Source organism: Mucilaginibacter sp. cycad4 (genome assembly GCF_034263275.1).
Lineage (GTDB): Bacteria > Bacteroidota > Bacteroidia > Sphingobacteriales > Sphingobacteriaceae > Mucilaginibacter.
On the sequence record NZ_CP139559.1, the window covers coordinates 2083988 to 2099985 of the forward strand.

Genomic DNA, 15998 nt, shown 5'->3' on the forward strand with positions numbered 1-15998 from the left:
AATTCTGTTGTCAGTTAATCCGCTAAACTGATTGTCTTTCGGATTAAAGAGGCTAAAGCGGGTTAAATTGTGTTAGTTTTTGCTCGTTTGAGGAATACCCGAAAGTAGGGCAAGCACTTTGCTGTGGTTAACACAAATCATGATAATGATAGCACGAATGTTTAAGGCCAAAAAAATAACTAATAAACCAGGTTGGCGAAAATAAATGGGCGAAAGGTAAATGTAGCGGCTGTTTGCTGTTGATTGATGGAACTTTTGGTTAAGTTATTGATTGTGAGTTTGTTTTGAAGGTTTATGAATTCCCGGATAGTGGTTTACCTGCATTGATTGTAACAATCATATAGCTTTTTTACCGCAGAGGAGTGTAGATACATTCGTGGTATCAAAATATTGGATTGTGGTAGCAAACCAGCTTTTGTACGGATACTTTCGTACGGTCCGTAATCGGTATGCCCGATCATAAACTTCTATAATCAATATTATAAACCATGCAATTAAAAATTTACTCACCAAAGCCGGTTATGGTGGCGATGGCATTGATCCTTTGCCTGTTATCTATCCATGTCATGGCTCAAAAACTAAAATTAAACAAGCTGGGCTATTTCGAAACGCCCGGCGTAAACGTACTGGTATTCAGTAACCAATACAACGGAATTTTTCAGGACGAGAAAACGGCCGGTGTTGAACTGATACACCACGGCGTTCGTACCATTACCGGCGGCGCGGTACGCCTGCAAAATACGCCCGAGCAGTGGGACCTGGTGCCCACGCTGGTAAACCGCACGGTTGATAGCGTTAATCATCGTATTGACGTAACCATGCGTTATGAAGGCTACGATTTTGATTCAAAGATCAGCGTAACACCTAAGGGCAACGGTGTTGAGCTGAATTTGTATCTGGATAAACCGGTGCCGGAAAAATTAGCGGGCAAGGCAGGGTTTAATCTTGAGATCATACCATCAGCCTATTTTGAAAAAACATTTTTGATTGATGGAAAACCAGGCGAATTTCCGCTGTATCCGGCGGGTTTGACAAAAATGCTTCCATCAAGCCAAAAAATCCCGCAGTTTGCCGGTCATACCACATTTGACGATCGCGGCCGTAATGAATTTATCGATCCGGCACCGCTTGCTACCGGTAAAACGCTGTTAATGGCACCTGAAGATCCCGAGCGCACCATTAAAATTCAATCCTTGGATGCAGACCTTAAGTTGTTTGACGGCCGGAGCCTTGCACAAAACGGATGGTTTATCGTCCGCAGTTTGTTGCCGGCCGGTAAAACGGGTAAGGTGTTAACATGGTATATTGAGCCTAACGCCGTTCCTGGTTGGAAGCGTGCGCCGGTAATAGAGTTTTCGCAGGTAGGTTATCGCCCGGATCAGCAAAAGACCGCCGTAATAGAGCTGGATAAAAATGATACACCATTAAAAACCGCGACGCTTTTTGAGGTAACACCCGATGGGAAATACCTTGAGCGGCTTAAATCAGCTGCACAGCACTGGGGGCAATTTACCCGTTACAATTATTTGAAATTTGATTTCAGCAGTGTAAAAAAGGCCGGATTATATGTGATAGCCTATGGCGACCAAAAAACCAATGCATTCCCCATAAATGCAAATATTTATGAAAATATAGGGCATCCCACAATGGATGTTTGGTTTCCGGTTCAGATGGATCACATGATGGTTAACGAAGCCTACCGTGTATGGCACGGTGCGCCTTTCCTTGACGATGCCTTGCAGGCACCTCCAAACCACCAGCACTTTGACACTTACCAGATGGGGCCAACTACTGATACCAAATATAAACCGCTTGAACGGATCCCCGGGCTTAACGTTGGCGGCTGGTTTGATGCCGGCGACTTTGACATTGAAACGCCATCGCACTGCAGCGTTGTATTGAGTTTTGTTGAAGCCTGGGAGAATTTTAAAATCGATCGCGACGAAACATATGTAGATTACCCAACACGGTACGTAGATATACACCGCCCCGATGGTAAGCCTGATCTTTTGCAGCAAATAGAACACGGCACGCTTAACCTGGTGGCGCAGGTGGTGAACATTGGCCATCCGGCGCGCGGAATCATAGTGCCGAATCTGCACCAGTACCATCACCTCGGGGACGCCGTTAACGAAACAGATAACCTGCCTTATAACGCCTCGCTGAAGCCCTACCAAACCGACGGTAAATCAAGCGGTACCATGGATGACCGGTGGGCGTTCACCACAAGGAACATAGCATTGGATTACCAGACAGCTGCTGCACTTGCTGCTGCCAGCAGGGCGCTTAAAGGATATAATGATACCCTGGCCTTAAAAAGCCTCCAATGTGCCCAAAGACTTTGGCATGAAGACGATAGCCTGAAAATGCACATGGACTCGGCAGCCCGGGCACGTAACAGGTTCCTTGCAGGTAACGAAATGCTTGCCGCTCTTCAATTGTATATCACAACCAAAGATCAGCTGTATGCCGATCATTTCAAAAAATTGATCATGCCGATGCTTGATCGTTTTCCGGGCTTTGTGATGATAAATGCGCTGCACGCTTACCCTTATATGGATAAAGATTACCAGGATAAAATAGCGGGCTACATGCAAAAATACAAAGCCACGTGCGATGAGTATGATAAACAGAACCCTTATGGTGTACCCGTTACACCGGGCGGATGGGGCGGTAGCGGACAGGTTATTAACTACGCCATTACCAACTATTACGCAAATAAGTATTTCCCTAATATAATCGGCCCCGAATATGTTTACAAAGGGTTGAATTATATCTTTGGGTGCCATCCTTATTCAAACCTTTCCTTTGTATCATCAGTAGGTGTACGTTCAAAAAAAGTAACCTATGGTAATAACCGGGCCGATTTCAGGTTTATTGCCGGTGGGGTTGTGCCTGGTATACTGCTGCTCAAACCTGATTTTCCGGAAAACAAGGAAGACTGGCCGTTTTTCTGGGGGGAGAATGAAGTAACAATTGCCGGCTGTGCTCAGTACATTGTTTTGTCAGGAGCCGCTAATCAGTTAGGTCTGCATAATTAACTAAGTTAAAGGAGCATTATTTCAAATTTTAGCAATCACTTTCCCGACTTCGAATCAATGAAGTCGGGGAGGTGGATCTAGGTAAACTGTTCATTACAGAGAAGCCCTGTCAGCATTTTGCCGGCAGGGCTTCTCTGTGTATTACTTATGTGTTTGGGGGATAGGTACTTTCTTTAAACAAAAGCGGTGCGAGTTCGTAAAGGCTACGGCGCCAGGTTAGGAACTCGTGAGCGGTGTTTTCAGAAATGTAAGATACTGAGACAGGCACAAGTAGCCCTTACACACATTTCCAGCCCTTCATACTTGCGCCAGTTGTGGGATTTAGAGGGGCTCGGGCCTTATCCCTTCTTTGCTGTGGAGCCCCGTATAATCAATTCCGGTTTTATACTGATGATCTTGGGTTTAACTGAAACCTCAGTATTGGCAATCTCCTGGAAAAATAAGTTACCTATAGTTTTACCCATATAAACACTGAATTGGTCTATCGAAGTTATCGACGGACTTGTGATCTCCGTAAATGCTTCATTAGAGTAACCGCAAATGCCAAGTTCAGATGGTACTTTAATATTCATCGCATTGGCCACTTCCAGAACACCTAAAGCCGAAAAATCGGACGTTGAAGCGAATATCGCATCAGGAGGATGAGGGAGGTTAAGCAGTTTACGCGTAGCTTCGGCGCCGAGTTCTTTTGTCCAGGCGTTTTCAACTACCAGTTCATCAATAACTGCAATCTTATACGTTTCCAATGCCCTCAGGTACCCGTTTTTTCGCTGGCGAAAAATATTGAGGTTTTGCGGACCTTCAAGTAATGCAATGCGTTTGTACCCATTCTCTATCAGGTGTGATACCGCTTCAAACGAAGCCTGCTCGTTATCATTGATCACTTTGAGGGTCTCCAGCTCTTCGGCAACACGGTCAAACTGGATCAGCTGAATGCCATGGTCAAGTACATTCTGCAGGTGTTGATAGTCGTAGCTATCCGCCGATACCGATATTACTATACAATCCACATGTTGGTTAATGAGCGTATTAACGCACTGGATCTCTTTATCATGTACTTCGCCCGATTGGCAGATGATAAGGTTGTATCCTTTTTGATAGGTTGTTTCCTCAATGCCGGCTATCACGTTACTGAAAAAGTTCTGGTTTATCCGCGGTACCACCACACCAATGGTTTTTGAATGCCCTTTGCGCAGGTTGGAGGCAAGGGTGTTGCGTTTATAATTGAGCTCATCGGCGGTTTTGATGATCAGCTCCCTGGTTTTTTCGTTCACCTGGCTGCTGTTATTCAGCGCTCTTGATACCGAAGACGCGGTTATGCCGAGCTTGGCGGCAATGTCATAAATGGTGGTGCGTTTAACTTTCTTCATTATAGCGTGCAAGTTGGAAAAAATATTTTACGCAATCGATTGCAATTTTTATTTATTTCTTTATTTTCGTTGCGTTAAGTTACCAATTAATAAATACAACCAAAAAATCATACAAAAATCTGAATAGGCTATGCTGTTATTAGGGATTGATATAGGTACTTCGTCGGTAAAAGTAAGTGTTGTTGACGCCGCAACGCAAAATACAATCGCTTCGGCACAATACCCCGACCAGGAGTCGCCAATTAAAGCACTGCATCCCGGCTGGGCTGAACAGTCTCCCTCCATGTGGTGGCAGCAGGCACAAAAAGCATTGGAGCGCTGTCATGCTAAAGGCAATTATAATGCAAAAGATATAGCAGCCATAGGTATAGCATACCAAATGCACGGCCTGGTATTGGTTGATAAAGATCAAAATGTTTTACGCGATAGTATTATATGGTGTGACAGCCGTGCCGTTGAAATAGGCGATAAAGCCTTTGGTGTAATAGGAGAAGAACACTGCCTGTCGCACCTGCTCAATTCGCCGGGTAACTTTACGGCCTCAAAACTGGCCTGGGTAAAAGAGAACGAACCGGCGATCTACAGTAAAATTGATAAGATCATGCTGCCCGGCGATTATATTGCCATGAAGCTTACAGGCGAGATAACCACATCGGTCTCTGCATTATCTGAAGGTGTATTCTTTGATTTTAAGGCTAACGGCATCTCTAAAGAAATTATCAATTACTTTGGTTTTGACGAAAACCTCTTCCCGGTTATAAACCCCGTATTTTCCTCGCATGGAACTTTGCAGGCCTCCGTTGCCGAAAAACTGAATTTAAAGGCAGGCATTCCGGTTACTTATAAATCCGGCGACCAGCCCAATAATGCCCTCTCATTAAACGTGCTTAACCCCGGCGAGGTAGCTGCCACAGCCGGCACATCGGGTGTTATATATGGCGTGGATGACCAACTGGTTTATGACCAGCAATCACGCATCAATACCTTTGCACACGTTAATTATGCTGATGAGCAAAAGAGGCTTGGCGTACTGCTTTGTATTAACGGAACCGGAAGTTTGTATCGCTGGGTAAAAAACGCTTTCGGTACAGGCTATAGCTATAACCAAATGAATGCAGAAGCCGAAAAAGCGCCCCTGGGCAGCGAGGGCCTGCAGGTATTGCCATTTGGCAACGGTGCAGAGCGTATGTTAAATAATAAACAAGTGGGTGCACATTTTCAAAATATCGACCTTAACCTGCATACACCTGCACATATTTTCAGGGCGGTGCAAGAGGGGATAGCCTCATCGTTCCGTTATGGATTTGATATTATGCGCGGCAACGGCATGAACCCTACCGTGATCCGCGCAGGCAAAAGCAACCTTTTCCTGAGCGATCTGTTCACCCAAACCTTTGTAAATGCCACGGGTGTGCCTGTTGAACTTTATAATAACGATGGTAGCGTAGGCGCAGCTTTAGGCGCGGGCATAGGTGCGGGTATCTTCAAATCACCGGCCGAAGCATTCAGCAATATCAAAGCCATTAAACTGGTTGAACCAACTACAGACCAATTTGAACCGGTTTACCAGGAGTGGAAAACTCTTTTAGAGGCGAAACTGAAGTGAAAGGTTAAGGTTAAAGGCGAAAGGTATTGCCCGTGTATCCAAATAAATAATTCAACAATTACCCAATAAAAAAATCATTAATTCAATAACTCACTAATTCAATAATTAAAATGATAGTAACAGGCGAAAAAGAATTTTTCAAAGAAATAGGCCAGATAAAATTTGAAGGTCTTGAATCAGATAACCCGCTGGCGTTTCGCTGGTATGATGCGGATAGGGTAGTGGCCGGCAAGACCATGAAAGATCATTTACGTTTTGCGGGAGCTTACTGGCACTCGTTCTGCGGTAACGGTGCCGATCCGTTTGGCGGCGCTACGCATGTTTTCCCATGGGATGAAAAATCTGACGCCGTTGAGCGCGCAAAAGACAAAATGGACGCGGCATTTGAGTTCCTCACCAAAATGAACCTGCCGTATTACTGCTTTCACGACGTTGACGTGGTTGATTATGGCAATGATGTTGCCGAAAACGATCGCCGTTTACAGGCTTTGGTTGATTATGCCAAACAAAAACAGGCTGCCAGCGGTGTAAAATTGCTTTGGGGTACTGCAAACCTGTTCAGCCACAAACGTTATATGAACGGTGCATCAACCAATCCTGATTTTCATGTATTGGCACATGCCGGCGCGCAGGTAAAAGCGGCACTTGATGCAACTATTGCTTTAGGTGGCGAAAACTACGTTTTCTGGGGTGGCCGTGAAGGTTATATGAGCCTGCTGAATACCAATATGAAACGCGAACAGGAGCATTTGGCTAAGTTTTTACATACTGCTAAAGATTATGCCCGTAAGCAAGGCTTTAAGGGTACATTCTTTATCGAGCCTAAGCCATGCGAGCCAACCAAACACCAGTATGATTATGACGCCGCCACAGTGTTAGGCTTTTTACAGAAATACGATCTGATCAACGATTTTAAACTGAACCTTGAAGTTAACCATGCCACATTGGCTGGCCATACTTTCCAGCATGAGCTTCAGGTAGCTGCCGACTCAGGTTTATTAGGTTCGATAGACGCCAACCGCGGTGATACGCAAAACGGTTGGGATACCGACCAGTTCCCTAACGATATCAATGAAGTGACCGAGTGCATGCTGATCATTCTTGAGGCAGGTGGTTTCCAGGGTGGCGGTATTAACTTTGATGCCAAGATCCGCCGTAACTCAACTGATCCGGCCGATTTGTTCTATGCGCATATTGGCGGTATGGACCTTTTTGCAAGGGCTTTGGTAACTGCTGATAATATTTTGCAAAAATCGGAATATAAAAAATTACGTACCGACAGGTATGCCTCATTTGATGCCGGCACCGGGAAAGATTTTGAAGAGGGTAAGGTTTCTTTGGAAGATTTGCGTAACTATGCGATAGCTAATGGCGAACCTAAAGTGACAAGCGGTAAACAAGAATACATCGAAAATTTGATAAATCGATATATATAGTTTATAATTGTCAATCATACATATTAAACCCAAAGACAAACCAAAACAATGAACCTCAAAACCCTTTCGAATGGCGATTATGCTGTTTTCTTTATCTACTTTGTAATTGTTGCCAGTTACGGCTGGTGGGTGTATAAGCGTAAACACAACGCCGATGCCACCTCAAAAGACTATTTTTTGGCCGAAGGGTCGTTAACCTGGTGGGCTATCGGCGCATCGCTCATCGCTTCAAATATTTCTGCCGAACAATTTATAGGTACAAGTGGGTCTGCGTTTAAAATGGGTCTGGCGATATCTACTTACGAGTGGATGGCTGCTATTACCCTCATCATTGTGGCGGTTTTCTTTATCCCGGTATATCTTAAAAATAAGATTTTTACCATGCCGCAGTTCCTGCACCAGCGGTATAACGGAACAGTAGCTATGATCATGGCCATCTTTTGGCTGTTGCTGTACATCGTGGTTAACTTAATGTCTATCCTTTACCTTGGTGCATTAGCTGTCAGCGGTATATCAGGCCTGGATATTCACCTGTGTATCTGGTTGCTTGCGATATTCTCGGCAGTTATTACACTGGGCGGTATGAAGGTTATCGGCTATACTGACGTTATTCAGGTGGCGGTATTGATATTGGGCGGTTTAATGGCATCTTATCTTGCACTTACTTTGTTAAGTGAAAAAGAAGGCACCACAGGCTTATTAAACGGTTTCAAGATCCTCCATAGCGAAGCTACAGATCACTTCCATATGATCTTTAAAAAGGATAATCCAAATTACATGGACCTTCCGGGTTTATCTGTACTGATTGGCGGTATGTGGATCACTAACCTTAATTACTGGGGCTGTAATCAATATATCACGCAAAGGGCTTTGGGCGCAAACCTTAAAACTGCCCGCGGCGGAATTCTGTTTGCGGCTTTCCTTAAGTTGCTGATGCCTGTTATTGTAGTGCTGCCTGGTATTGCTGCCTACCTGTTATATCAAAAAGGTATGTTCCACCAGGAAATGGCAAGCTCATCAGGTGTATTGGATCCTAACAAAGCATATCCGTCACTGTTAAACTTATTGCCAAGCGGCTTAAAAGGCCTTTCATTTGCCGCGTTAACTGCTGCAATTGTAGCCTCATTGGCAGGTAAAGCAAACAGTATCGCTACCATCTTTACTTTGGATATTTACAAAAAAGCAATCAATCCTGAAGCTACCGATAAGAAACTGGTTAACCTGGGTAAAATCTCCGTACTGGTTGCCTTGTTATTAGGTATCCTGTTATCTGAGCTTATCGGTAAAGCATTAATGGGCGAAGGTAAGCAGGGCTTCCAGTATATCCAGGAATATACGGGCTTCGTATCTCCGGGTATCTTTGCCATGTTTATCCTTGGTTTCTTCTGGAAAAAAGCGACTTCAAATGCTGCATTATTTGCAACCATCGGCGGGTTCATATTCTCATGCTTCTTTAAACTTTGCCCAAGGTTTATTGATCTGAGTTTCCTGTCGCCGTATGGCTTCTCAAAATTAGCCTTGCAGGATGATAAGGTAACCAAGTTATACGAAATCCCTTTCCTTGACCGTATGGGTTTTGTATTTATTCTCTGCGTTATCGGTATGTACATTATATCAAAAATTGACCAGGCCAGGGGCGTTACAACAAATGGCCTTGAAATTGAAGCTTCGATGTTTAAAACGTCAAGAGGATTTTTAGCAGGTGCATTAATTGTAACCGGTATTGTAGTTGCATTGTACTCAATTTTCTGGTAGCATAAATTTTACCAACAGATAAAAAAAGGCGATGGGTTAATACTCATCGCCTTTTTGCTTCGTAGTTGATAGCATTTACCGGTTAACGAAAACGTTTGCGTGGATTGTTTGGTCTTATTACTTCCAACTTGCCTATATGATGTGTAATTTGCCGCTTACAAGCATAAACTACTATACCAATAACCATGGTATTCATCTGTTAACAACCAATGAAGAATTTTTTAGATCAGGATTTTTTACTTCAAACTAAAACGGCGCAGCGCTTATACCACGAGTTTGCGAGCCATCAGCCTATTATTGATTACCACTGCCATTTGCCACCAGATCAGATAGCAGATGATATCAATTTTAAAAACATAACCCAAATTTGGCTTTATGGCGATCATTACAAATGGCGCGCCATGCGGGCAAATGGTGTAAATGAAGCTTATATCACCGGTAATAAAACCGACGAAGAAAAGTTTATGCAATGGGCTGCTACCGTACCATATACGCTAAGAAACCCGCTATACCATTGGACACACCTCGAATTGCAACGGTATTTTGGTATCGATGAGTTGCTTTCGCCAGCATCGGCGCAAAAAATATACGCTCAATGCAATGAAAAGCTGCAATCGCCGGAGTTTAGCATCCGCAATATCCTCAAAAATAAAAATGTAGAAGTTGTTGGTACTACTGATGATCCGCTGGACAATCTCAGTTATCATCAAAAACTGAAGCAGGACGCATATAGCGTAAAAATATTACCTGCGTATCGCCCTGATAAAGCCATGAATGCCGATGATATTGCCGGGCTTAACAAATACATCGATCAGCTACAAGCTGTGGCTAATGTAGATATTTCAAATTTTGATGATTATCTGAAAGCTCTTAAAAGCCGTCATGATTATTTTGCGGCGAATGGCTGTAAATTATCTGACCATGGCCTGGAGCAGATCTACGCGGAAGACTATACCGATGCGGAGATTACCGCTATCTTCGGTAAGATCAGAAATAACGACGTACTCCTTCCTTTGGAGATCCTGAAATTTAAATCGGCTATGTTGTACTATTTTGCCATTTGGGATCATGAAAAGGGCTGGGTACAGCAATTTCACCTTGGTGCGCTGCGCAATAATAATGCACGCGCTTTAACCAACTTAGGTCCCGATACAGGCTGGGATTCTATCGGCGATTTTGCACAGGGCAGGGCACTATCTAAATTCCTGAACAGGCTGGATACCACTAACCAGTTAGCTAAAACCATTATTTATAATCTAAATCCCGCCGATAACGAGCTGTTTGCTACCATGGTTGGTAATTACAATGATGGTTCGGTAGCAGGAAAAATGCAGTTTGGTTCGGCCTGGTGGTTCCTGGATCAAAAGGATGGCATGATCAAGCAATTAAACGCTTTATCAAATATGGGGCTGCTGAGCCGTTTGGTTGGTATGCTTACCGATTCGAGGAGCTTTATGTCGTTCCCGAGGCATGAATATTTCCGCAGGTTGCTTTGTAACCTGTTGGGCGATGATATTGAAAACGGCGAACTGCCAAATGATATTGAATGGACTGGCAAGATCGTGAGCGATATTTGCTATTTTAACGCCAAAAACTATTTCAATTTTTAAATGAGCAATATCGAAAATACAAAGGGAAGTATCCTGTCATTTGGCGAACTGTTGTTACGCATGTGCCCCGATGGCGAAGGGCAATGGCTAAAAAGCAATAAGCTGCCATTTTTTATGGGTGGCGCCGAGCTTAACGTAGCCAATGCTTTAGCCCTTTGGGAGCAGCCAATAAAATATTTTACCGCTTTGCCTGATAATGCCTTATCCGAACAGATTATCAGCTACCTGGAAAGCAAAAACATCGATACATCAGCAATACATCATAGTGGTAACAGGATAGGCCTTTATTACCTTACCCGTGGTAAAGATGTAAAGAACAATGCCATTGTATATGACCGTGCCGGTTCGGCCTTTGCCGATCTGAAACCGGGCATGGTTAACTGGGATGCTGTTCTGGAAGGGGTAAGCTGGTTTCATTTCAGCGCAATATGCCCGGCGTTAAGCCAGCAGGCTGCCGATGTTTGCGAGGAGGTTTTACAGGCGGCAAGCAGGAAACATATCATCATATCTGTTGATCTTAATTATCGCCCTAAATTGTGGCAGTACGGCAAAAAGCCAACGGAGATAATGCCAAAGCTGGTACAATACGCCGATATAATTATGGGCAATGTTTGGGCCGAGGAAACTATGCTGGGCATTCCCGTTACGCCGGATATTCATGAATCGGGTCAGCAAAGCATTTACCTTAAGGAAGGGCTTTACTCGTCCGAAAGGATTATGGAGGCTTACCCGCGTTGCCGGGCTGTTGCTAATACCTTCCGTTTTGATGCCGGTAAAGGCGTTGAATATTATACTTCGCTTTATGCGGGCAATCGCTTTTATCATTCGCCAACCTATACAACCGAAACTGTGGTTGATAAAGTAGGCAGTGGGGATTGCTTTATGGCAGGACTTATCTACGGCTTTTATAACAAGCAGGATCCGCAGCAACTACTGGACTTTGCAACTGCAGCCGCTTTCGAAAAGCTGTTTATTGAAGGCGATGCGACCACCAAAACAGTTGATAAAATTTATAACGCAATGAAACAATGAGCAAAAAAGACATAGTACTTGACGCGATACTAAAGCAAGGGACATTACCGCTGTTCTTTTACAAAGACCCGGAAGTGAGCCTGCAAATAACCCGCACACTTTATAAAGCAGGCATAAGGGTATTTGAATATACCAACCGGGGCGTTGCCGCCCTCGAAAACTTCAGGGTGTTAAAACAAGCATTGGCCAATGGCGAAATGCCGGGACTTGAATTAGGTATCGGTACCATTAAAAGTGCTCAGGAGGCTGAGGCCTTTATTGAGGCAGGAGCCGATTTCATCGTGTCGCCAATTGTTAACCCTGAAGTGGGTAAACTGGCAGCGCAGCACAACCTGTTATGGATTCCCGGTTGTATGACGCCAACCGAAATTTACACAGCTCAACAAAATGAAGCTGCTTTAATAAAAATATTCCCGGCCAATATACTGGGGCCCGAGTTTGTATCCTCAATCAGGGATTTGTTTGCCGGCCAATTGTTTATACCAACAGGTGGGGTTGAATTGAACCATGACAGCATCAGTACCTGGTTTAAAGCAGGGGTATGCGCGGTGGGCATGGGCAGCAAGCTCATCAGCAAAAACGTACTGGAAAACCAGGAGTACGACAAGCTGTATAACGATACCCTCAAGCTGCTGGAAATAGTACAAACCATTAAATAGCCTGTTAACCCTAAATTATAATGAGAGAAGAAAAAGTTGGAAACTACCGCTGGGTGATCTGCTCGCTGGTGTTTTTCGCAACAACCGTTAATTACCTTGACCGGGCGGTGATCAGTTTGCTTAAATCAGACCTTACCAAGGAGTTCAATTGGAATGATGGTGATTATGCCAATATTGAGATTGCATTTAAAATAGCCTATTCTATAGGCCTGCTGGCTGCCGGAAGGATCATCGATAAGATAGGCACCAAGCTGGGCTATTTCCTTTCAACACTACTATGGAGTATTTCGGCGGTATGCCACGCCTTTGTTGGCAGCACTTTTGGCTTCGGCGTAGTGCGTTCTGCATTAGGTCTCAGCGAGGCAGGGAATTTTCCTGCGGCTATTAAAACCGTGGCCGAATGGTTTCCGAAAAAGGAGCGTGCTTTCGCTACAGGCATCTTTAATTCAGGTGCAAATATTGGCGCCATAGTTGCTCCTTTAACAGTCCCGTTTATTGCGGTTGCCTGGGGATGGCGATGGGCCTTTATTATCACAGGTTCTATTGGTTTTATATGGCTGGTGCTTTGGCAGGTTATTTATCGTGCACCTTCAAAACATAGCAAGGTTTCAAAAGCCGAGCTCGATTACATCAACAGTGATCATGACAGCCAAACCGAGGCTTTGCAGCCTGTTGAGCAAAAGAAAATATCATGGGGCAAGCTGCTTTCGTTTAAACAAACATGGGCATTTGTTATAGGCAAGTTCCTTACCGACCCTATATGGTGGTTTTACCTCTTTTGGCTACCTGATTTTTTGGAAAGTCAGTATCATTTAAAAGGTACAGAAATAGCCATTCCTGTTGCGTTGGTTTATACTATGTCTACCTTTGGCAGTGTTGGCGGAGGTTGGCTGCCCATGAACCTCATCAAAAATAGCTGGCCGGTGTTTAAAGCCCGTAAAACATCCATGTTTATTTATGCGCTGGCAGTAATACCCATCATATTCGCCCAGATTTTGGGTGGTGTTAATATGTGGCTCGCGGTTATAGTAATTGGTATAGCAGCATCGGCACACCAGGCATGGAGCGCTAATATTTTCACCACAGTTTCGGATATGTTCCCAAAACGTACCATAGGTTCGGTAACCGGTTTAGGTGGTATGTTTGGTTCGATAGGGGGAGTATTCCTATCGCTTGCGGTGCAGAAAAACCTGTTTGTGTATTATCGGTCAATCGGTAAGATTGAGATAGCCTATTACATTATGTTTTTTGTTTGTGGCAGCGCTTACATTTTAGCCTGGCTCATTATGCATTTTTTAGTGCCTAAAATGAAACCAATTGAATTGGATTAACCATATAAAATAATATGAAGAAAGCCGGATCATTTTGACCCGGCTTTCTTTTTTATAAAGAGTGACTCGCCGCCTGTTCGGCCAGTTCATCAATCCAGCTTGAAAGGTAGGGCTCTGTACCATCAATCCTGATCCATTCGCCGTCCTCATCTTTGGCTATTACCAAATGCAGTGTTTCATCTATTGACTTAAACTCATAAGCGTTTGTATACCCTTGAAGGGTTACTTGTTGTGCCGTGCCTTCAATAATGCTATCAGTCCCCGTAAGTGTGGCGTCAAATTGTTGTTCCATAGTGTTTATAATTTATTAACCTAACATAGTTCGGGCAATTTCTGTTTGCATCAGTCTTGAGATGGCGGTCATGTTGTTTGTTTTTAGGCTGATAAAATTGTGCTTAAATTTAAGGTAGCTAAAACTTTTAATACACGAGTTACGTTTTGTTAATAATTATAAACCATGAACAGAAGGCTCAGTACAAAATATTTCCAGGTATCGCAAAGGGTATGGGGAACCAAATTATTATTTGTTAACGTTTACATGATCGCTAACCGTCCCGGTGCTGCCAAAGGCTGGGTTTTGGTTGATACGGGGTTAAAAGGTTCGGCCAATAAGATCATAGCCATGGCCGAGGAACTTTTTGGACCGGGAACCAGACCAGCAGCTATTGTGCTTACACACGGGCATGCCGACCATGCCGGCGGCCTGGCAGAGCTTTTGGAGATCTGGAATGTACCGGTTTATGCCCACGCATTTGAATTACCTTATTTAACCGGCCTATCATCATATCCGCCGGCCGATCCTTCATTGGCTGATGGCATGATGAGCCTGTTATCTGTATTTTTCCCTACTGCGCCTATAAACCTCGGCACAAAGGTAAAGGCCATCGACATGGAAGCAGGGATCCCCGAACTGCCCGAATGGAAGATCATTCACACACCAGGCCATACACCGGGGCATATTTCGCTGTTCCTGCCAATAAATTCAACTCTTATAGCCGGCGATGCGTTTTCAACCACTAAGGCCGAATCAGCTTTATATTCATTCAGTTCGCTTAAGAAACTAACAGGCCCGCCAAGGTACTTTACTTCCGACTGGGAAGCGGCTGCTCAATCGGTACGCCGGCTTGCCGCGCTTGAACCACGTACAGTAGCGGCAGGCCATGGCCCCATAATGCGCGGCCGTGAGCTGCATGACCAATTACATGAACTGGCCGATAACTTTGAGCAGGTAGCAATACCGGCAAAAGGCCGATATGTAGGGCATCCGGCTGTCGCTGATGAAATGGGCGTAACCTATATTCCGCCTTATGTAAGCAGCGGTATTTTAAAAGCAACAGTTGGTATCGCAGCTGCACTCGCGACATTTTTTATTATAAAAGGATTGCAGGAATAGGAGGAGAATCCCATCGGTTTGTGCTTACCTTTACCGCGTGGAAAATTTAAAACCAGATCCTAAAATTCTCATCGATATTGTACAAACCAAAATGCCTTACGGTAAATATAAAGGCACTATTATAGCTGATATCCCGGTATCATACCTGGAGTGGATGGCCGGCAAGGGTTTTACTAAAGATAAAATGGGGATGTTGTTATCAACCACGTTCGAGATTAAAACCAATGGCTTGGGCGAGATCCTTTTCATGGTGAAGCAATCGCTTTTTCGGCAAGGAAACCGATAGCGATAAAGATGGGCTAAACCGGAGTTTCAGAGATAATCATTCTCTATAATTTAGTACAATAGCCGAGCTGCCACTTTTTTCATCAAGGATAGTACTGATATTACCCCACGCAAAACTTCTTTGAGTACCTATTTGTTTCGACAACCAGTTTTCAAAGATGCTTTTGTTTTTTATTTCTTTTTCCTTATTCCAATCATTCCATGAAGTTTCAGAAAATGGAAGTTCTGAAATAGCAAAACTGACTGTCTTTAAGAAGTCTTTATAAAACAGGAAGATAAAAATGAAATATTCACCTGCTATTTGGGCATTTTTAATTGAGTAATGAATCCAGCCATTTCCCATACTTAATGATCTGAGTTCATTTTGTCCAAAATGTATCTTCAGGTCATTAGGTTTGGTATTTGAATTAATGTAGAACTTTTCAGATAAGAAGATTTTCCCTGTATTAGGATCTAATATTTTATCTATACCCTCCATCG

The 15998-nt window shown here is 43.8% G+C and carries 13 protein-coding genes; 10 read left to right on the top strand and 3 right to left on the bottom strand.

The features are described from left to right. The first annotated feature begins 488 nt into the window (after positions 1 to 488). Positions 489 to 3041: a glycoside hydrolase family 9 protein gene (locus tag SNE26_RS08430; protein ID WP_321558917.1), complete on the top strand. Its 2553-nt coding sequence runs from the start codon at positions 489 to 491 to the stop codon at positions 3039 to 3041. Between the two features lie 338 nt (positions 3042 to 3379). Here SNE26_RS08430 and SNE26_RS08435 read toward each other — a convergent pair whose 3' ends face one another. Then, positions 3380 to 4411 (bottom strand): LacI family DNA-binding transcriptional regulator, encoded by a 1032-nt coding sequence (locus SNE26_RS08435; RefSeq protein ID WP_321558918.1) that lies wholly within the window; start codon positions 4409 to 4411, stop codon positions 3380 to 3382. 130 nt (positions 4412 to 4541) lie between these two features. Between SNE26_RS08435 and SNE26_RS08440 the strand changes: the two genes are divergently transcribed. The 7 genes from SNE26_RS08440 to SNE26_RS08470 all read left to right on the top strand — a co-directional run bounded on the left by SNE26_RS08440 (position 4542) and on the right by SNE26_RS08470 (position 13840). Then, complete coding sequence (locus tag SNE26_RS08440; protein ID WP_321558919.1) at positions 4542 to 6017, top strand: FGGY family carbohydrate kinase; 1476 nt, start codon at positions 4542 to 4544, stop codon at positions 6015 to 6017. Positions 6018 to 6127: 110 nt separating this feature from the next. Then, positions 6128 to 7453: a xylose isomerase gene (gene xylA / locus SNE26_RS08445; protein ID WP_321558920.1), complete on the top strand. Its 1326-nt coding sequence runs from the start codon at positions 6128 to 6130 to the stop codon at positions 7451 to 7453. Positions 7454 to 7501: 48 nt separating this feature from the next. Next, entirely contained in the window at positions 7502 to 9208 is a 1707-nt protein-coding gene (locus tag SNE26_RS08450; RefSeq protein WP_321558921.1) for a sodium/sugar symporter, read from the top strand. A 209-nt stretch (positions 9209 to 9417) separates the two neighbouring features. Further along, positions 9418 to 10818, top strand: coding sequence for a glucuronate isomerase (gene uxaC / locus SNE26_RS08455; protein WP_321558922.1), 1401 nt, complete (start codon positions 9418 to 9420; stop codon positions 10816 to 10818). After that, on the top strand, positions 10819 to 11850 hold the full coding sequence (locus tag SNE26_RS08460) for a sugar kinase (RefSeq protein ID WP_321558923.1): 1032 nt from the start codon (positions 10819 to 10821) through the stop codon (positions 11848 to 11850). Beyond that, entirely contained in the window at positions 11847 to 12509 is a 663-nt protein-coding gene (locus tag SNE26_RS08465; protein WP_321558924.1) for a bifunctional 4-hydroxy-2-oxoglutarate aldolase/2-dehydro-3-deoxy-phosphogluconate aldolase, read from the top strand. Before SNE26_RS08460 ends, SNE26_RS08465 begins: the two co-directional genes overlap by 4 nt. A gap of 20 nt (positions 12510 to 12529) precedes the next feature. Beyond that, on the top strand, positions 12530 to 13840 hold the full coding sequence (locus SNE26_RS08470) for an MFS transporter (RefSeq protein WP_321558925.1): 1311 nt from the start codon (positions 12530 to 12532) through the stop codon (positions 13838 to 13840). A 52-nt stretch (positions 13841 to 13892) separates the two neighbouring features. Here SNE26_RS08470 and SNE26_RS08475 read toward each other — a convergent pair whose 3' ends face one another. After that, positions 13893 to 14132 carry a hypothetical protein gene (locus SNE26_RS08475; protein WP_321558926.1) on the bottom strand — a complete coding sequence of 80 codons (240 nt, stop codon included), beginning with the start codon at positions 14130 to 14132 and terminating at the stop codon, positions 13893 to 13895. A gap of 165 nt (positions 14133 to 14297) precedes the next feature. Between SNE26_RS08475 and SNE26_RS08480 the strand changes: the two genes are divergently transcribed. Continuing rightward, positions 14298 to 15233, top strand: a complete 936-nt coding sequence (locus SNE26_RS08480) for an MBL fold metallo-hydrolase (RefSeq protein WP_321558927.1) — start codon at positions 14298 to 14300, stop codon at positions 15231 to 15233. Positions 15234 to 15270: 37 nt separating this feature from the next. Next, the gene (locus SNE26_RS08485) at positions 15271 to 15519 is read left to right on the top strand and encodes a DUF3820 family protein (protein WP_321558928.1); all 249 of its coding nucleotides are present in this window, start codon (positions 15271 to 15273) and stop codon (positions 15517 to 15519) included. 36 nt (positions 15520 to 15555) lie between these two features. Here SNE26_RS08485 and SNE26_RS08490 read toward each other — a convergent pair whose 3' ends face one another. Beyond that, complete coding sequence (locus SNE26_RS08490) at positions 15556 to 15996, bottom strand: hypothetical protein (protein WP_321558929.1); 441 nt, start codon at positions 15994 to 15996, stop codon at positions 15556 to 15558. Positions 15997 to 15998 lie beyond the last annotated feature (2 nt).

Excerpts from the sequence above, each read along its gene's own strand:
- SNE26_RS08440 (WP_321558919.1), top strand. The coding sequence starts at position 4,542 with ATGCTGTTATTAGGGATTGATATAGGTACTTCGTCGGTAAAAGTAAGT.
- SNE26_RS08430 (WP_321558917.1), top strand. The coding sequence starts at position 489 with ATGCAATTAAAAATTTACTCACCAAAGCCGGTTATGGTGGCGATGGCA.
- SNE26_RS08490 (WP_321558929.1), bottom strand. The coding sequence starts at position 15,996 with ATGGAGGGTATAGATAAAATATTAGATCCTAATACAGGGAAAATCTTC.
- SNE26_RS08435 (WP_321558918.1), bottom strand. The coding sequence starts at position 4,411 with ATGAAGAAAGTTAAACGCACCACCATTTATGACATTGCCGCCAAGCTC.
- SNE26_RS08475 (WP_321558926.1), bottom strand. The coding sequence starts at position 14,132 with ATGGAACAACAATTTGACGCCACACTTACGGGGACTGATAGCATTATT.
- xylA (WP_321558920.1), top strand. The coding sequence starts at position 6,128 with ATGATAGTAACAGGCGAAAAAGAATTTTTCAAAGAAATAGGCCAGATA.
- SNE26_RS08480 (WP_321558927.1), top strand. The coding sequence starts at position 14,298 with ATGAACAGAAGGCTCAGTACAAAATATTTCCAGGTATCGCAAAGGGTA.
- SNE26_RS08460 (WP_321558923.1), top strand. The coding sequence starts at position 10,819 with ATGAGCAATATCGAAAATACAAAGGGAAGTATCCTGTCATTTGGCGAA.
- SNE26_RS08465 (WP_321558924.1), top strand. The coding sequence starts at position 11,847 with ATGAGCAAAAAAGACATAGTACTTGACGCGATACTAAAGCAAGGGACA.
- uxaC (WP_321558922.1), top strand. The coding sequence starts at position 9,418 with ATGAAGAATTTTTTAGATCAGGATTTTTTACTTCAAACTAAAACGGCG.
- SNE26_RS08450 (WP_321558921.1), top strand. The coding sequence starts at position 7,502 with ATGAACCTCAAAACCCTTTCGAATGGCGATTATGCTGTTTTCTTTATC.
- SNE26_RS08470 (WP_321558925.1), top strand. The coding sequence starts at position 12,530 with ATGAGAGAAGAAAAAGTTGGAAACTACCGCTGGGTGATCTGCTCGCTG.